22 protein-coding genes are annotated in these 16,251 nt (G+C 68.0%); 2 read left to right on the forward strand and 20 right to left on the reverse strand.

The genetic code is table 11. The features are described 5' to 3' along the window. Positions 1 to 75: 75 nt before the first annotated feature. Genes K0H49_RS12915 through petA form a run of 3 tightly spaced genes read right to left on the reverse strand, consistent with a single transcriptional unit; the run spans position 76 to position 2,877 of the window. A complete protein-coding gene (locus K0H49_RS12915) occupies positions 76 to 831 on the reverse strand; it encodes a cytochrome c1 (RefSeq protein ID WP_219212653.1) in 756 nt (251 codons plus the stop codon). A 16-nt stretch (positions 832 to 847) separates the two neighbouring features. Further along, positions 848 to 2,248, reverse strand: a complete 1,401-nt coding sequence (locus K0H49_RS12920) for a cytochrome b (RefSeq protein WP_219212655.1) — start codon at positions 2,246 to 2,248, stop codon at positions 848 to 850. 14 nt (positions 2,249 to 2,262) lie between these two features. Further along, entirely contained in the window at positions 2,263 to 2,877 is a 615-nt protein-coding gene (gene petA / locus K0H49_RS12925) for a ubiquinol-cytochrome c reductase iron-sulfur subunit (RefSeq protein ID WP_219212657.1), read from the reverse strand. A gap of 162 nt (positions 2,878 to 3,039) precedes the next feature. Here petA and mscL point away from each other — a divergent pair, with 162 nt between their 5' ends. Continuing rightward, the gene (gene mscL / locus K0H49_RS12930) at positions 3,040 to 3,468 is read left to right on the forward strand and encodes a large conductance mechanosensitive channel protein MscL (RefSeq protein ID WP_219212660.1); all 429 of its coding nucleotides are present in this window, start codon (positions 3,040 to 3,042) and stop codon (positions 3,466 to 3,468) included. Here the strand turns inward: mscL and pdxA are convergent. Beyond that, positions 3,455 to 4,525 carry a 4-hydroxythreonine-4-phosphate dehydrogenase PdxA gene (gene pdxA, locus K0H49_RS12935; RefSeq protein WP_219212661.1) on the reverse strand — a complete coding sequence of 357 codons (1,071 nt, stop codon included), beginning with the start codon at positions 4,523 to 4,525 and terminating at the stop codon, positions 3,455 to 3,457. The two genes, mscL and pdxA, sit on opposite strands and share 14 nt — an antisense overlap. Positions 4,526 to 4,539: 14 nt before the next feature. Next, the gene (locus tag K0H49_RS12940) at positions 4,540 to 5,313 is read right to left on the reverse strand and encodes a Nif3-like dinuclear metal center hexameric protein (protein ID WP_219212663.1); all 774 of its coding nucleotides are present in this window, start codon (positions 5,311 to 5,313) and stop codon (positions 4,540 to 4,542) included. A gap of 109 nt (positions 5,314 to 5,422) precedes the next feature. Between K0H49_RS12940 and K0H49_RS12945 the strand changes: the two genes are divergently transcribed. Next, complete coding sequence (locus tag K0H49_RS12945; RefSeq protein WP_219212665.1) at positions 5,423 to 6,586, forward strand: Do family serine endopeptidase; 1,164 nt, start codon at positions 5,423 to 5,425, stop codon at positions 6,584 to 6,586. 42 nt (positions 6,587 to 6,628) lie between these two features. Here the strand turns inward: K0H49_RS12945 and tatC are convergent, their stop codons facing one another. From tatC to K0H49_RS13020, 15 genes are all read right to left on the reverse strand, one after another. Then, entirely contained in the window at positions 6,629 to 7,432 is an 804-nt protein-coding gene (gene tatC / locus K0H49_RS12950) for a twin-arginine translocase subunit TatC (protein WP_219212666.1), read from the reverse strand. Positions 7,433 to 7,492: 60 nt separating this feature from the next. Beyond that, positions 7,493 to 7,954 carry a Sec-independent protein translocase protein TatB gene (tatB, locus tag K0H49_RS12955; RefSeq protein ID WP_183025000.1) on the reverse strand — a complete coding sequence of 154 codons (462 nt, stop codon included), beginning with the start codon at positions 7,952 to 7,954 and terminating at the stop codon, positions 7,493 to 7,495. Positions 7,955 to 7,964: 10 nt separating this feature from the next. Further along, positions 7,965 to 8,201, reverse strand: a complete 237-nt coding sequence (gene tatA / locus K0H49_RS12960; protein WP_219212669.1) for a Sec-independent protein translocase subunit TatA — start codon at positions 8,199 to 8,201, stop codon at positions 7,965 to 7,967. Positions 8,202 to 8,277: 76 nt separating this feature from the next. Next, entirely contained in the window at positions 8,278 to 8,637 is a 360-nt protein-coding gene (locus tag K0H49_RS12965) for a histidine triad nucleotide-binding protein (protein WP_219212670.1), read from the reverse strand. Further along, complete coding sequence (locus K0H49_RS12970; protein WP_219212672.1) at positions 8,627 to 9,016, reverse strand: DUF4870 family protein; 390 nt, start codon at positions 9,014 to 9,016, stop codon at positions 8,627 to 8,629. Before K0H49_RS12970 ends, K0H49_RS12965 begins: the two co-directional genes overlap by 11 nt. Before the next feature lie 9 nt (positions 9,017 to 9,025). Further along, the gene (locus K0H49_RS12975) at positions 9,026 to 9,403 is read right to left on the reverse strand and encodes a phosphoribosyl-ATP diphosphatase (protein WP_219213304.1); all 378 of its coding nucleotides are present in this window, start codon (positions 9,401 to 9,403) and stop codon (positions 9,026 to 9,028) included. Continuing rightward, a complete protein-coding gene (gene hisI, locus K0H49_RS12980; RefSeq protein WP_219212674.1) occupies positions 9,400 to 9,789 on the reverse strand; it encodes a phosphoribosyl-AMP cyclohydrolase in 390 nt (129 codons plus the stop codon). Before hisI ends, K0H49_RS12975 begins: the two co-directional genes overlap by 4 nt. Positions 9,790 to 9,833: 44 nt before the next feature. Continuing rightward, positions 9,834 to 10,613 (reverse strand): imidazole glycerol phosphate synthase subunit HisF, encoded by a 780-nt coding sequence (hisF, locus tag K0H49_RS12985; RefSeq protein WP_219212676.1) that lies wholly within the window; start codon positions 10,611 to 10,613, stop codon positions 9,834 to 9,836. Between the two features lie 29 nt (positions 10,614 to 10,642). Beyond that, the gene (locus tag K0H49_RS12990) at positions 10,643 to 11,476 is read right to left on the reverse strand and encodes a D-hexose-6-phosphate mutarotase (RefSeq protein WP_219212678.1); all 834 of its coding nucleotides are present in this window, start codon (positions 11,474 to 11,476) and stop codon (positions 10,643 to 10,645) included. Between the two features lie 24 nt (positions 11,477 to 11,500). After that, positions 11,501 to 12,700, reverse strand: coding sequence for an AAA family ATPase (locus K0H49_RS12995; protein WP_219212680.1), 1,200 nt, complete (start codon positions 12,698 to 12,700; stop codon positions 11,501 to 11,503). 49 nt (positions 12,701 to 12,749) lie between these two features. Then, positions 12,750 to 13,493 carry a 1-(5-phosphoribosyl)-5-[(5-phosphoribosylamino)methylideneamino]imidazole-4-carboxamide isomerase gene (gene hisA / locus K0H49_RS13000; protein WP_219212682.1) on the reverse strand — a complete coding sequence of 248 codons (744 nt, stop codon included), beginning with the start codon at positions 13,491 to 13,493 and terminating at the stop codon, positions 12,750 to 12,752. Between the two features lie 21 nt (positions 13,494 to 13,514). After that, a complete protein-coding gene (gene hisH / locus K0H49_RS13005; protein WP_219212684.1) occupies positions 13,515 to 14,162 on the reverse strand; it encodes an imidazole glycerol phosphate synthase subunit HisH in 648 nt (215 codons plus the stop codon). Next, positions 14,162 to 14,791: an imidazoleglycerol-phosphate dehydratase HisB gene (gene hisB, locus K0H49_RS13010; RefSeq protein ID WP_183024990.1), complete on the reverse strand. Its 630-nt coding sequence runs from the start codon at positions 14,789 to 14,791 to the stop codon at positions 14,162 to 14,164. The genes hisH and hisB overlap by 1 nt, the downstream gene beginning before the upstream one ends. Next, complete coding sequence (hisC, locus tag K0H49_RS13015; RefSeq protein WP_219212685.1) at positions 14,788 to 15,888, reverse strand: histidinol-phosphate transaminase; 1,101 nt, start codon at positions 15,886 to 15,888, stop codon at positions 14,788 to 14,790. The genes hisB and hisC overlap by 4 nt, the downstream gene beginning before the upstream one ends. A 6-nt stretch (positions 15,889 to 15,894) precedes the next feature. Further along, on the reverse strand, positions 15,895 to 16,248 hold the full coding sequence (locus tag K0H49_RS13020) for a hypothetical protein (RefSeq protein WP_219212687.1): 354 nt from the start codon (positions 16,246 to 16,248) through the stop codon (positions 15,895 to 15,897). Positions 16,249 to 16,251: the final 3 nt, after the last annotated feature.

Below are 16,251 nucleotides of genomic sequence, written 5' to 3' on the forward strand. Positions count from 1 at the left end.
AAAAGAGTGGGTCGCGTTGGCAACCCACTCTGCGGGACCGGTCACCCTGCGGCGACATCGATCGGCATTGGACGACTACTTGACGTCTTTCCAGTACGACGCGTTGAGGCGCCAGACGAAGACCAGCGTCATCATGAGGAACAGCAGCACCCAGACGCCGATGCGCACACGGGTGTTCTGGGCCGGCTCGGCCATCCATTGCAGGTAGTTGACGAGATCGCCCACGGCCTGGTCGTATTGCAGCGGGGTCAGCGTGCCCGGACGGGTCTGCTCCCAGCCCTTGAAGACTTCGACTTCATGGCCGTGCGACTCGATCTTGGTGTAGACCGGGCGACGGTCGCCCTGCAGCTCCCACAGCGCGTGCGGCATGCCGACGCTCGGGAACGCGAGGTTGTTCCAGCCGGTGGCCTTGGTGTCGTCGCGGTAGTAGGTGCGCAGGTAGGTGTAGAGGTAGTCGGCACCGGTGCCGCCATGGCCGGCACGCGAGCGCGCCACCAGCGTCAGGTCGGGCGGGTTCGCGCCGAACCATTCCTTGGCCTGGTGCGGATCGATGTTCGCCTTCATGACTTCACCGACCTTGTCGGTCGTGAACAGCAGGTTGTCCTTGATCTGCTGTTCCGTGATGCCGATGTCCTGCAGCCGGTTGAAGCGCATGAACGCCGCCGAGTGGCAGCCCAGGCAGTAGTTGACAAACAGCTTGGCGCCGTTCTGCAGCGAGGCCAGGTCGTTGGTCTTGTTGGGCGCCTTGTCCCAGGCGATACCGCCTTCGGCGGCCTGGGCACCCGTGACGATGCCGAGAGCGGCGATCAGCGTGAGGATCAGTTTCTTCATTCTTCTTCTCTTCGGCTCAGTGCGCATGGAAGGTGACGCGGTCCGGCACCTGCTTGAACGTACCCACACGGCTCCACCATGGCATCAGCAGGAAGAAGCCGAAGTAGAACAGGCTGCCGACCTGCGACACGCGCTCGCCCAGCGGCGAGGGCGGCTGCACACCCAGATAACCCAGCACCAGGAAGTTGATCACGAACACGCCGTACAGGTACTTGTTCCAGCTCGGACGGTAGCGGATCGACTTGACCGGGCTGTGGTCCAGCCAGGGCAGGAAGAACAGGATGATGACGGCACCACCCATCACGACCACGCCCCAGAACTTGGCGTCGATCGAGAGCATCAGCGCGGCGACGACCACTGCGGCGATCACGAACGCACCCTTGATCAGGGCCGGCACGCGGGCCTTCCACACGCCGAAGACGGCGGCGCCCACGACGCAGGCGATCAGCGCATACATCATCTCGCTGGTGATGGCACGCAGCATCGAATAGAAGGGCGTGAAGTACCAGACCGGTGCGATGTGGTTGGGCGTCTTGAGCGAATCGGCCGGGATGAAGTTGTTGTACTCCAGGAAGTAGCCGCCGGCTTCGGGCGCGAAGAAGATCACGGCCGAGAAGATCGTCAGGAAGATCACGACGCCGAAGATGTCGTGCACCGAGTAGTACGGGTGCGACGGGATGCCGTCGACCGGGTGGCCGTCGGGTCCGAGGTTGGCCTTGATCTCGATGCCGTCGGGGTTGTTCGAGCCGACTTCGTGCAGCGCGATCAGATGCGCCACGACCAGGCCCAGCAGCACCAGCGGCACGGCGATCACGTGGAAGCTGAAGAAGCGGTTCAGCGTGGCATCGCTCACCACGTAGTCGCCGCGGATCAGCAGCGCGAGGTCAGGACCGACGAAGGGGATCGCGGCGAACAGGTTCACGATCACCTGGGCGCCCCAGTAGGACATCTGGCCCCAGGGCAGCAGGTAGCCCATGAAGGCCTCGGCCATCAGGCACAGGAAGATCGCGCAGCCGAAGATCCAGATCAGTTCGCGCGGCTTGCGGTAGCTGCCGTAGATCAGGCCGCGGAACATGTGCAGGTACACCACCACGAAGAAGGCCGAGGCCCCCGTGGAGTGCATGTAGCGGATCAGCCAGCCCCAGGGCACGTCGCGCATGATGTACTCGACCGAGGCGAACGCGAGGTTGGCGTCGGGCTTGTAGTGCATCACCAGGAAGATGCCGGTCACGATCTGGATCACGAGGACCAGCATCGCGAGCGAGCCGAAGATGTACCACCAGTTGAAGTTCTTCGGCGCGTAGTACTTGCCCCATTGGTCGTTCCACAGCTTGGTCAGCGGGAAGCGGTTGTCGACCCAGTTCAGCAGCTTTTCGCCGGCCGGGGCGTTGGGGGAGATTTCGTGGAATTCAGCCATTTTCTTTTTTTGCCTCAGGCTTTCTTGTCTTCGCCGATCAGCAGGCGCGTATCCGAGAGGTACATGTGCGGCGGCACCGGGAGGTTGTCGGGCGCGGGCTTGTTCTTGTAGACGCGGCCGGCCAGGTCGAAGGTCGAACCGTGGCAGGGGCACAGGAAGCCGCCTTCCCAGTTGTCGGGCAGCGAGGGCTGCGGACCGGCCTGCAGACGGTCGATGGGCGAGCAGCCGAGATGGGTGCAGATGCCGACCACCACCAGCACTTCGGGCTTGATGGAGCGGCCTTCGTTGCGCGCGTACTCGGGCGTGAATTCGGAGGGATTGCGCTGCGACTTCGGATCGGCCAGCTGGCTGTCGAGCTTGGGCAGTTCCGCGATCTGCTGCGGCGTGCGCTTGAGGATCCACACGGGCTTGCCGCGCCATTCGACGGTGAGCTTCTCACCAGGCTGCATGGCGCTGATGTCCACTTCGACCGGCGCACCGGCGGCCTTGGCGCGCTCGGAGGGCTGGAAGGTGCTGACGAAGGGGATGGCGGTTGCCACGCCACCCACGGCACCGGCGCAGGTCGATGCAATCAACCACGTCCGCTTGCTCTTGTCGATCCGGGGGGCGCCGACGGGGATGTCACTCATGGGGGTCCTCAATCTTCTCGCTGGGGGCTTGGGTCAACCCGCGATTGTAGCGGAGCGATACAGACAGATTCAACGCGCACGCAGCCACACGGCGCGCCGCCCACATGCCCGGCGCACCTCTATACTGACCGCGATTCCAACATCACCGCGAGGTAGGCAGACATGAGCGTTCTCAAAGAGTTCCGGGAATTTGCCATCAAGGGCAATGTGATCGACCTGGCCGTGGGCGTGATCATCGGCGCGGCGTTCGGCAAGATCGTCGACTCGCTGGTCGGCGACGTGATCATGCCGCTCGCCGGACTGGTCTTCGGCAAGCTGGACTTCTCCAACCTGTTCCTGGTGCTGGGCACGGTACCGGCCGGCGTGGCCAACAACCTGGCCGACCTGAAGAAGGCCGGCGTCCCGGTGCTGGCCTATGGCAACTTCATCACCATCGCGGTCAACTTCCTGATCCTGGCCTTCATCATCTTCATGATGGTCAAGCAGATCAACCGGCTGCGGAAGAAGGAAGAAGCGGCGCCCGCCGTGGCGGCCCCGCCCGAGGACATCGCGCTGCTGCGCGAGATCCGCGACAGCCTCAAGCGCCCCTGAGTGCGCCGGGCGCGAGCGATCGCGCCATCCGGATCGCCTCGATCAGGCTGGCCGCATCCGCGCGGCCGGTGCCCGCGATGTCGAAGGCGGTCCCGTGGTCGGGGCTGGTGCGCACCAGCGGCAGCCCCAGCGTCACGTTCACCCCCTTGTCGACGCCCAGGTACTTGACCGGAATCAGCCCCTGGTCGTGGTACATCGCGATCACCACATCGAATTCGCCGGCCTTGTCCGGCGTGGCCCGGGCCCGCATGAAGACGGTGTCGGGCGCATAGGGGCCGTGGGCCTCGATGCCCTCGGCACGCGCCGCCGCAATGGCCGGCGCAATGATCTCGCGCTCCTCGCTGCCGAACAGCCCGCCCTCCCCCGCATGCGGATTCAGGCCCGCCACGCCGATGCGCGGCGTGCGGCCCAGCGCGGCGCCCAGGGCCCGGTGCGCGATCCGGAGCGTGTCGAGCACGCCCTCGGCATGCACCGCGTCGATCGCCTGGCGCAGCGACATGTGGATGCTGACCAGCACCGTGCGCAATTCGTCGTTGGCCAGCATCATGCGCACCGGCACCTCCGACAGCGGACGCCTCAGATGCGCGGCCGCCTCGGCCTGCAGCAGCTCGGTGTGGCCGGGGAAGGGAAAGCCCGCAGCCGACAGCGACTCCTTGTGCAGCGGCGCGGTAACGATGGCCGCCACCTGCCCCGCCAGCGCGGCACGCGCGGCCCAGACCACGCTGTCGCCGGCCGCCTTTCCCGCCGCCGCGCCGACCTGACCGACCACCACACCCTGCGGCACGTCGATGGCCTGCAGCAGCGGCAGGCAGTTCGGCGGCAGGCCCGCGACCTCGTCGGCCCGCGCGATCAGCGCCACCGGCAGCGACACGCCGCCGGGCACGGCCAGCGCCGCCGCGGCGCGGCGCAGCGTGCCGAGGTCGCCCACCACGAAACAGCCGCGCGTCAGCTCGGGCGCCTGCAGGAAAGCCTTGACCACGATCTCGGGGCCGATGCCCGCCGGGTCGCCCATGGTGATGGCGATCGGCAGGCCCGCCGAGGCAGCGTTGTCGCCCATGTTCCTCACCTCGTTCATGCCGGGTTGTCGATGTCGATGAATTCGTGCGCCAGCCCCAGTTGGGCGGCCACGTGCGCCGCCACCGCCGGTGCGCCATAGCGCTCGGTGGCGTGATGGCCGCAGGCCAGGAAGGCCACGCCCAGCTCGCGCGCGTAGTGCGCCTGCGGCTCGGAGATCTCGCCGGTGATGAAGGCATCGGCGCCGGCCGCGATCGCGGCCTCGAAGTAGCCCTGCGCGCCGCCGGTGCACCAGGCCACGGTCTGGATCGGGCGGCGCGTGCCCGGCACCAGCGTGACATGGCGGCCCAGCACCTGCTGGACGTGCGTGGCGAGCGCCGCGGCATCGGCGAAACCGCTGCCGTCGATGCGCCCGCCGATGAAGCCCAGGTCCTGCTCGCCAAAGCGGCCGGCCGGGCCCAGGTGCGCCGCCAGGCCCAGCTGCAGGCCCAGCTGCGCGTTGTTGCCCAGCTCGGGGTGCGCATCGAGCGGCAGGTGGTAGGCGAACAGGTTCACGTCGTCACCCAGCAGCAGGCACAGGCGCTGCCGCATCCAGCCGGTCACGCGGCCGTCCTGGCCACGCCAGAACAGGCCGTGGTGCACGAAGATCGCATCGGCCTCGGCATGGATCGCGGCCTCGATCAGCGCCCGGCTGGCGGTCACGCCCGACACGATCTTGCGCACCGTGGTGCGGCCCTCGACCTGCAGGCCGTTGGGCCCGTAATCCTTGAAGCGTGCGGGCGCCAGCAGCAGGTCGAAGGCGTGCAGGAGTTCGTGGCGGGTGGTGCTCATGTGCCGATTGTGGCGCGGCCGGCAGACGCCGCGAGGCGTTGAGGGACAATTGCGCCCTGGCGCCGGCCGCGTCTGGCCGCGCTCTTCTTACGCCTTAGCTCCTCTGTTCATGAAACGCACCTGGCTGCTCTTCGCCCAAGCCGTGACCGTCCTGCTCGCGGCCTATTTCGTGGTCGCCACGCTCAAGCCCGAATGGCTCAACCGGCGCACCTCGCTGAACGGGCTGGTCTCGATCATCGAGGCGCCCGGCAGCGCCAGTCCGGCCACGACGGCCGTCGGCAGCCTCAGCGCGGCCGCCAAGAAGGCGGCGCCGGCGGTGGTCAGCATCAACACCAGCAAGGCCGCCCAACGCCATCCGCGCAGCAACGACCCCTGGTTCCGCTTCTTCTTCGGCGACCAGGGCGACGACCAGCCGCAGGTGGGGCTGGGCAGCGGCGTGATCGTCAGCACCGACGGTTACATCCTCACCAACAACCACGTGGTGGCGGGCGCCGACGAGATCGACGTGACGCTCAACGACAGCCGCCACGCGCGCGGCAAGGTCATCGGCACCGATCCGGAAACCGACCTGGCGGTGCTCAAGATCGAACTCGACAAGCTGCCGGCGATCGTGCTGGGCAATTCGGATGCGCTGGAGGTGGGCGACCAGGTGCTGGCCATCGGCAACCCCTTCGGCGTCGGCCAGACCGTGACCAGCGGCATCGTCTCGGCGCTCGGGCGCAACCAGCTGGGCATCAACACCTTCGAGAACTTCATCCAGACCGACGCGGCCATCAACCCCGGCAATTCGGGCGGCGCGCTGGTCGACGTGAACGGCAATCTCGAGGGCATCAACACCGCGATCTACTCGCGCTCCGGCGGCAGCATGGGCATCGGCTTCGCGATCCCGGTGTCGATCGCCAAGCAGGTGCTCGGAGACATCGTCAAGGAAGGCAAGGTCACGCGCGGCTGGATCGGCGTGGAGCCCAACAACCTGTCGCCGGAACTGGCGGAGACCTTCGGCGTCAAGGCCAATGCGGGCGTGATCATCACCGGCGTGCTGCAGAACGGCCCGGCGGCCAAGGCCGGCATCCGGCCCGGCGACGTGATCACCAACGTGGACGACCGCAAGATCGACAACGTGCAGGAACTGCTGACCGCGGTGGCCGGCCTCAAGCCCGGCAACGAGGCGCGCTTCGCGCTGCAGCGCGGCACCGACAAGATGGAACTGAACGTGGTGCCGGGCCTGCGGCCGAAGGTGCAGCAGCGTCGCAGCCCGGCCGACACCGAGTAAGGTCAGCCAGGACGATGCCCGGCGCCGGGCATCGCCTGCGCGTCAGGAGGAGGGCGAATCGGCGCCTTCTTCTTCCTTGGGTGCGGCGCTGTGCTTCACGAAGTAGCGCGCCGCGAGGATCCCGACTTCGTAGAGCAGGCACATCGGCACCGCGAGCGCCAGCTGCGACACCACGTCGGGTGGCGTGAGTACCGCGGCCACCACGAAGGCCAGCACGATGAAGTAGCCGCGGAAGCTGCGCAGCTTCTCGACCGTGACCAGCTCGAAGCGCACCAGCAGCATCACCACGATCGGCACCTGGAAGGCGCAGCCGAAGGCGATGTAGAGCGAGAGGATCGCCTCCACGTACGAGGAGATATCGGGCGTGGCCGCCACGCTGGGCGGCGTGAACTTCTGGATGAAGCCGAACATCTTGTCCAGCACGAAGAACTGCACGAAGGCGATGCCTGCATAGGCCAGCAGGCTGCCGAAGAGGATCAGCGGCAGCGCGAACTTCTTCTCGTGGCTGTAGAGGCCCGGCGCCACGAACATCCAGATCTGGTACATCAGCCAGGGCAACGCCAGCAGCACGGCCGTCATGCCCAGCACCTTGAGCGGCACGAAGAAGGGCGAGAACACACCGACGGCGATCAGCTTCGCGCCGGGCGGCATGTGAGCCCGGATCGGCATGGCGATCAGGTCGATCAGCCCGCTGGGGCCGGGCCAGAAGGCCAGCAGTGCGGCGGCCACGGCCAGGCCGTAGACGCAATAAAGCAGGCGGTCGCGCAGCTCCATCAGGTGCGCAACGAAAGGCTGCTCGGTGCCGGCCAGTTCGTCGTCTTTGTTCTTGTCGGTGGAATCGGCCATGAGGGAGCGCTGCGGGCAGGAAGACGAATCGCGCTGCACGCGACCGCTTCGGCCTGGCGGCTAGTTGATCTTGTGGGGACGAAAGCGCGCGACGCGCGCCGCGCCGGAAAGCGCCTTGGTACGGACGCCGTTGCGGGACTTGTACCACTGCGGCGTGGCGCCCTGCTTCAAGCGCCAGTTCTTGCGAGGATGCTTGTATTCGGGATAGGAGGCGGCTTCGGGCTCGGCCAGCGCCGACAGGGTCTGGCCGCTCTCCGAGAACTGCTTCTCGAAGTCGCTGGCACCCGCGTGGATGCTCTGTTCGACATCGCGTGCAGCATCCTGCACCGTGTCCTTCATCTTGCGCAGTTCGTCGAGGTCCATCGAACGATTGACCTCGGACTTGACGTCGTTGACGTAGCGCTGGGCCTTGCCCAGCAGCATGCCGACCGTGCGCGCCACCCGGGGCAGCTTTTCAGGCCCGATGACGATCAGCGCCACCGCGCCGATCAGCGCGAGTTTCGAGATGCCGAGGTCGATCACGCGCGGCGGCTCAGGACTTCTGACGTGCTTCGACGTCGATCGTCGACTTGTCGGCAGCCGGCGTGCCGGTCACGTGCTGCGTGGGCACGTCGGGCGTGTCGGTGGACGAGCCGTCCTTCATGCCGTCCTTGAAGCCCTTGACGGCGCCGCCCAGGTCGGAGCCCATGTTGCGCAGCTTCTTGGTGCCGAAGATCATGACCACGACGAGCAGCACGATCAGCCAGTGCCAGATGGAAAAGGAACCCATGGAAGTACTCCTGAAGAATGAAAAGAATTTTAGTCCCGGCGGCCCGGGCGGACATCGCCGCCACCCGCCAGCATGACTAGCCCTTGAGCCAGGGGCGCGGACCGCCCATGACGTGAACGTGGAGATGGTGGACTTCCTGCCCGCCCTCTTGGCCGGTGTTGACCACCACCCGGAAGCCGCCCTCGGGGTACGGACGGCAGCCCTGCTCGAGCGCCAGCTGCGGCGCGAGCGTCATGATCCGGCCCATCAGCGCCGCATCGTCGGGCGTCAATTGCGCCATCGAGGGGATGTGCCGCTTGGGCACGAGCATGAAATGCACCGGCGCCCAGGGCGAGATGTCGTGGAAACCGAAGAGTTCTTCGTCCTCGTAGACCTTCTTCGACGGGATCTTGCCCTCGACGATCTTGCAGAAGATGCAGTTGGAATCAGACGACATCGGCGGGCTCCATGGCACGGCCGGCGTTCATGCGCACCATGCCCTTGACGATACGGTAGAGGAACCACAGCGAGATCAGCCCCCAGGCGATCCAGCCGGGCACCACGAACAGCAGCCACAGCCAGGCGGTCAGCACGTACAGCACGCCCGCCCACAGCACCGAGCGGATGCGCCAGCTGAAGTGCGACTGCTGCCAGGTCCCGGCGGCGTCGGGGCGCTTGACCAGGTCGATCACCAGCGCGATCAGCAGCAGCACGACGGAGGCCTGCGCGCCCGGCAGCACCGCACCCACCGCCACGATCAGGTGCAGGATGTAGCTGACCCAGCCCCAGGTCCTGAGCGATTCGTCGGGCTCGGCGGTCACGATGTGGTTGGCCATGGCGTCCTTTCAGTCGTTGGAAGCTTCGCGGTCCTGCGCCTTGCGCAGGGCCTTTTCCTCGATGCCGCTGGTGCCCGCGCGGCGCGCCAGCTCGGCCACCACCTCGCGGGGGCTCAGGCCGTAATGCGCCAGCGCCACCATCGTGTGGAACCACAGATCGGCGACTTCGTTCACTATTTTTTGCGGATCGCCGCCATGGTCGGCGTCCTTGGCCGCCATCACGACCTCGGTGGCCTCCTCGCCGATCTTCTTGAGGAAGGCATCGGGGCCCCTGTGCAGCAGGCGGGCGACATAGCTCTGCTCGGGGTCGCCGCCGCGTGCAGGCAGGCGGCTTTCGATCACGGCCGCAAGGCGGTCCAGCGCGTCGGTATTCATCGTTTCCATTATTTGTAGATCGTCCCTGGGTCTTTCAGGACCGGCTCGACCGCGGTCCACTGCCCATTCTCGTACCGGCTGAAGAAACAACTGTGACGGCCAGTGTGACAGGCAATGCCGGGTTCGTGACCGAGCTGTGTCACCTTGAGCAGCACCACGTCGTTGTCGCAATCCAGGCGGATCTCGTGAACGGTCTGCACGTGGCCCGATTCCTCGCCCTTGAACCACAGCTTGTCGCGCGAGCGGCTGAAGTACACGGCGCGGCCGAGCTCGGCCGTCTTGGCCAGCGCCTCGCGGTTCATCCAGGCAAACATCAGGACATCGTTGCTGCCCTGTTCCTGTGCGATCACCGGCACCAAGCCGTTCGCGTCCCATTTCACTTCATCGAGCCAGTTCATTGCCAGATTGTCGGGGATTCGCGGCCGGCCCTGCGCCGCCGCATTCAAATCCGTACGGGGATTCCGCGCGCGGCCATGCGGGCCTTGGCCTCGCCGACCGTGTATTCGCCGTAGTGGAAGATGCTGGCGGCCAGCACCGCGTCGGCGCCGCCGGTCTGGACGCCGTCGGCCAGGTCGTCGAGGTTGCCCACGCCGCCCGAGGCGATCACCGGCACGTCGACCGCGTCGCTCACCGCGCGGGTCAGCGCCAGGTCGAAGCCGCTCTTGGTGCCGTCGCGGTCCATGCTGGTCAGCAGGATCTCGCCCGCGCCGCGGCGCGCCATCTCGACCGCCCATTGCACCGCGTCGAGCCCGGTGTTCTTGCGCCCGCCATGGCTGTAGACGTCCCAGCCCGCGCCGCGCGTGGCGGCGTCCTCGGGCGAGCGGCGCTTGGCGTCGATGGCCACCACGATGCACTGGGCACCGTACTTCTGCGAGGCGTCCTCGATCACCTGCGGATTGGCGAGCGCGGCGGAATTGAAGCTGGTCTTGTCGGCGCCCGCGTTGAGCAGCCGGCGCACGTCGTCGACCGTGCGCACGCCGCCGCCCACCGTCAGCGGGATGAAGACCTGGGAGGCGACCGCCTCGATGATCGGCAGGATCAGGTCGCGCCCGTCGCTGGTGGCCGTGATGTCGAGAAAGGTCAGTTCGTCGGCGCCCTGCGCGTTGTACCGCGCCGCGATCTCGACCGGGTCGCCCGCGTCGCGCAGTTCGACGAAGTTGACGCCTTTCACGACCCGCCCTCCGGTCACGTCGAGGCAGGGAATGATGCGTTTGGCGAGCATGGTGTGTTCGTTCGGAAGAAAAAGATGACTTAAAGGACGGTGAGCTGCTGCCAGCCCTGCCATTCGGCGCCCGGCGCCAGCCGCACGGCGTCGTCGATGTGGGCGGCTTCGACGCACAGCATGCGGCGCCAGCCCTCGTCGGGCAGGTCGGCCAGCTGGGCCGACAGCGCGGCGCCGGGATTCCAGACCACGGTCTCGGTGCAACTCGCGCTCTGGGCAATGGCCAGGACACCGCTGGGCTGGACCCGCTTCAGCGGCGCGGCAGGCGCGGCATACACGCTGTCGAATTCGGTGTCGAAGCGCAAGGCTTCGGAGGTCTCGGCATGGCGCAGGTCGCGCACTGCATCCCAGCGCTGCGCGCCCTGCAGGCCCCCGAGCCGCACATCGGCGATCTCGTCGACCTGCAGGTAGGTGTGCAGCGCGGCGGTGAAGGACCAGGGCTCGGCGTCGGTGTTGCGCACGTCCAGCGCGATGCGCAGCGCGCCCGGCGTCAGCGTGACGCGCAAGGCGAGGCGGAAGGCATGCGGCCACAGCGCGCGGCTGGCGGCATCGTCGCGCAGGGAGAACACGAGTTCGCCCGGCGCCTCGGCGGGCTCGAGCTGCCAGGCCTTGTTGCGCGCGAAGCCGTGCTTGGGCAGCGGGCCGCGCTGGTTGAACTGCGGCCAGCACACCGGCACGCCGCCGCGGATCGCGGAGCGGCCGTCGAACAGCGCCTCGGGGCTCAGGTAGATGCGCTCGACGCCGTCGGCCGTCTGCCATGACAGCAGGTGCGCGCCGTGCAAGGCCACGGTGCAGGCGTCACCGCCGGGCAGGCGGAGCCGGACCGCGGGCTGGCCGCGGACGCTGAGGGTTTCGAGGGACATGGCGTCGATTCTAGGGTCGGGTCGCTACCGCGCCGGCCAGTGCCATGGCGGGATGTCGCCCATGTCCAGGTTGGCGATGCGCGTGGCGCCGAAGTGCTTCTCCAGCACCACCGACTGCAGCGCCATCTCGCCCGCCGCGGCCTCCAGCGAGGCGATCAGCCGCGTGGCGTGCGAGACCACGATGACCTGGGTCCGGACCGCGGCCTGCGCGATCAGCCGACCCAGCGCGGGCAGCAGGTCGGGATGCAGGCTGGTCTCGGGCTCGTTGAGCACCAGCAGGCTCGGCGGCCGCGGCGACAGCAGCGCGGCGATCCACAGCAGGTAGCGCAGCGTGCCGTCGGACAGCTCGGCCGCGCTCAGCGCACGCAGCAGGCCGTGCTGGTGCATGCGCACCTCGAAGCGGCCGTCCGGGCCGGCCGCGACCTCGACACGCGCGCCGGGGAAGGCGTCGTCCAGCGCATGGTCGAGCGCCTCGGCATCGCCGATCTCGCGGATGGTCTGCAGCGCCGCCCCGAGGTCTGCCCCGTCGTTGGCCAGCACCGGCGTGTAGGTGCCCAGCTGAGGGCTGCGCGCGGGCGCCTCGGCGTCGGAGCGGAAGTGATCGTAGAAGCGCCAGGAACGCATGCGTTCGCGCAGCGAGAGCATCTCGGGCGCGGCGCGCGGGTCGGCGTACTCGGTCATCATGCTGGCGAAGGCCGGGATGCGGCGCTCGACAACCACCCAGCGGTCGGCCTCGTCGCGCACGCGCAGCGCCGGGCCCTTGCGGTCGACCAGCTGGCTCGCGGGCCGCAGCACCGGGCCGCTCCAGAGCGCCTCGCGCTTGATCTCCGGGTCGTGCGAGAAGGCCGAGGGCGGCACGGGCGGCGGCAGGCCGATGTCGATCGCGTAGCCGAAATCGTCGTCGCCCTCTGCATCGGCGGCACTCGCGAAGCCCAGTCGCAGGTTGACCGGCTCGCTGCGCACCGTGCCCTGCACCGGCGCCTCGCCGCGCAGCACCGCGGCCGAATAGCGCTCGGGCCCGGCCCACAGGGTGGACGCCAGGCCGCCTTCACGCACCAGCGAGCGCACCACGCCGCCGCTGGCGATCTCGGCCAGCAGGCGCATCGCGCGGTAGACGCTGGACTTGCCGCTGCCGTTGGGCCCGGTGACGACCGTCAGCCGTCCGAGCGGCACCGTGAGCTGGCGCAGCGAGCGGTAGTTGGCGATGGCGAGCGCGGACAGCATGCGCAGTCGGCCGGATCAGGCCCGGGGCAGCGCCCGGGCCGTGCTGCGCTCAGTTGGCGGCCAGCACATCCGCGCGGGCCTGTGCCGCGGCGAAATCCAGGTCGCCGGAGTAGATCGCGCGACCGCAGATCACGCCCTCGACGCCTTCGAACTCGACCGCGCAAAGCTGGTCGATGTCGGCCATGTTCGACAGGCCGCCCGAGGCGATCACCGGGATGGTCAGCGCCTGCGCGAGCTTGACCGTGGCCTCGATGTTGATGCCCGAGAGCATGCCGTCGCGGCCGATGTCGGTGTAGATGATCGACTCGACGCCGTAGTCCTCGAACTTCTTGCCCAGGTCGGCGACCTCGTGGCCCGTGAGCTTGCTCCAGCCGTCGGTCGCGACCTTGCCGTCCTTGGCATCGAGGCCCACGATGATGTGGCCGCCGAAGGCGACGCAGGCGTCCTTCAGGAAGCCCGGGTTCTTGACCGCGGCGGTGCCGATGATCACGTAGCGCAGGCCGTCGTCGATGTAGCGCTCGATGGTGTCGAGGTCGCGGATGCCGCCACCCAGCTGCACCGGGATCTCGTCGCCGACTTCTTTGAGGATCGCCTTGATGGCCGCGTGGTTCTGCGGCTTGCCCGCGAAGGCGCCGTTGAGGTCGACCAGGTGCAGCCGGCGCGCGCCGGCCTGGACCCACTTGCGCGCCATGGCGGCAGGGTCTTCGCTGAAGATGGTCGATTGGTCCATGTCGCCTTGTTTGAGGCGAACGCAGTGGCCGTCTTTGAGATCAATGGCGGGAATCAGCAGCATGGCAGGTCGGCCCGGAAAGGCTCAGGGGTTCCAGTGGAGAAAGTTGCGGTAGAGCTGCAGACCATGGTCCGCACTCTTTTCAGGGTGGAACTGGGTCGCAAAAATATTATCGCGTGCGATGGCGGCCGTGAACGGCGCGCCGTAGTCGGCCTCGCCCACGCTGTGGCGCGGATCGGCCGGCTTCGCATAGAAGCTGTGGACGAAATAGAAGTACGCGTCGTCGGGCACGCCGGCCCAGACCGCATGCGGCTGCGCCTGGCGCACTTGGTTCCAGCCCATCTGCGGCACCTTGTAGCGGCTGCCGTCGGGCTGGGTGCGGCCGGCCAGCTCGAACTTGACGACGCGGCCGGGGATCAGGTCGAGGCCGTCGGTCGCGCCCTCGTCGCTGTGCGAGAGCAGCATCTGCATGCCCACGCACACGCCGAACAGCGGCTTGCTGGCGGCGGCTTCGAGCACCGATTCGCGCAGGCCGGAGTCGCGCAGTTCACGCATGCAGTCGGGCATCGCGCCCTGCCCTGGCAGCACGACGCGCGTGGCCTGGCGCACCACTTCGGGGTCGGAGGTGACGAAGACCTCCACGCCCACCTGGTCGGCCGCATGCTGCACGGCCTGCGACACGGAGCGCAGGTTGCCCATGCCGTAGTCGACGACGGCGACGGTGTTGCGCATCAGAGGGATCCCTTGGTCGAGGGAATGACGCCGACCGAGCGCGGGTCGATCTCGAGCGCCGAGCGCAGCGCGCGCGCGAAGGCCTTGAACACCGTCTCGCACTGGTGGTGCGCGTTGATGCCCTTGAGGTTGTCGATGTGCAGCGTGACGAAGGCGTGGTTCACGAAGCCCTGGAAGAACTCGTAGGTGAGCTGGCTGTCGAAGCCGCCGATCATGCCGCTGGTGAAGGGCACGTGCATCACCAGGCCGGGACGGCCCGAGAAGTCGATCACCACGCGGCTCAGCGCCTCGTCGAGCGGCACGTAGGCGTGGCCGTAGCGGCGCAGGCCCTTCTTGTCGCCCACGGCCTTGGCCACGGCCTGGCCCAGCGTGATGCCCACGTCTTCCACCGTATGGTGGCCGTCGATGTGCAGGTCGCCCTGACAGTCGATCTCGAGGTCGATCAGCCCGTGGCGGGCGATCTGGTCGAGCATGTGGTCGAAGAAGCCGATGCCGGTCGACAGCTTGGCGCGACCGGTGCCGTCGAGGTTGACCGAGACCGTAATCTTGGTTTCGGCCGTGTTGCGGGTGACGGAGGCCACGCGATCGCCCGCGAGGGCGGCGGCCTGGGGTGCCGTGGGGGTGTTCATAGGGAGGATTCGAGGGCTGCGAGCATGCGGCTATTGTCGTCGGCCGTGCCGACGGTCAGGCGCAGGCAGTTCGCCAGCAATGGGTGCATTCTAGAAACGTTCTTGACCAGCACGCCGCGCGCCTTCATGCCCTCGAAGGTCTTTGCCGCATCGGGCACCCGCACCAGCACCATGTTGGCCTCGCTGGGCCACTGGGTCAGGCCGGGCAGCTTCGCCAGCGCCGCGACCAGCTCCTCGCGCCGGGCGCGGATGTCGGCGGCCTGGGCATCGAACACCTCGGCATGTTCGAGCGCGAACAGTGCGCACTCGCAGTTGAGCACGCTGATGTTGTAGGGCGGGCGCACCTTGTCGATCTCGGCGATCAGCGCCGCCGGGCCCATCAGGTAGCCCAGCCGCACCCCGGCCAGCCCGAACTTGCTCAGCGTGCGCATCAGCAGCACGTGGCCGTGGCGCGCCACGCGGTCGATGTAGCTGCGCGCGGCGAAGGGCTGGTAGGCCTCGTCGATCACCACCAGGCCGCCCTGCGCACCCTGGGCCTCGACGATCCGCTCGATCGACGCGTCGTCCCAGCGGTTGGCCGTGGGGTTGTTGGGATAGGCCAGGTAGACGATGGCGGGCTTCTCGGCAGCGATCGCGGCCAGCATGGCCGGCGTGTCGAGCTCGAAGTCGGCGGTGAGCGGCACGCCGACGAAGCGCACGCCCTGCAGTTGCGCGCTCATGGCGTACATCACGAAGCCCGGCACCGGCGCCAGCACCGTCGCGCCCGGCAGGTCGCAGGCCATGGTCAGCAGAGAGATCAGCTCGTCGGAGCCGTTGCCCAGCATCAGCGCGAAGCCCTCGGGCATCTGCGCGTGCACGGCCAGCGCGCGCTTGAGGTCGTCGCCGCGCGCGCCGGGGTAGCGGTTGAGCGCCAGCGCGCCCAGTCGCGCGCCGAGTTCGGCCTGCAGCGCCGCCGGCAGGCCGTGCGGGTTCTCCATGGCGTCGAGCTTGAGCAGGCCGGTCGCGTCCTGCACGGCATAGGCGTGCATCGACTGGACGTCGGCACGGATGCGCTGGAGCGCGGGAGAAGAAGCGGTGGAAGTGGAATCAGCGGTCATGGGTTGTCAGTGGGTGCAGCGGTAGCTGCTGCGCAAGGCGGACGACAGCACGAGCTGCACCGGCATGTCGGCCTCGTAGGTGTCGGCGTTGCGCGAGAGTTCGGTCTGGTAGAGCGAGCGTGCCATCGCGGGCTCGAAGCGGCGGCCTTCGACGCAGAACAGCGGCTTCTGGCCGGCGCGCTGGGCGGTGTCGCTGGCCTCGCGCAGGCCCTCCATCACGCCGACCAGGTAATAGCTGGCGTAGGCCTGGCCGTCCTTCTCGTTGGCCTCGAGCGTGCGCAGTTCTCGGATGCTCATGGCCTGCGCGCCGGCACCGGCCAGCAGCGCGGCCAGCAGGACGGTGCGTGCAAGCGCGGCCATCGG

The sequence above is a fragment of the Variovorax boronicumulans genome (genome assembly GCF_019352895.1).
In the GTDB taxonomy this organism is placed as follows: domain Bacteria; phylum Pseudomonadota; class Gammaproteobacteria; order Burkholderiales; family Burkholderiaceae_C; genus Variovorax; species Variovorax boronicumulans_A.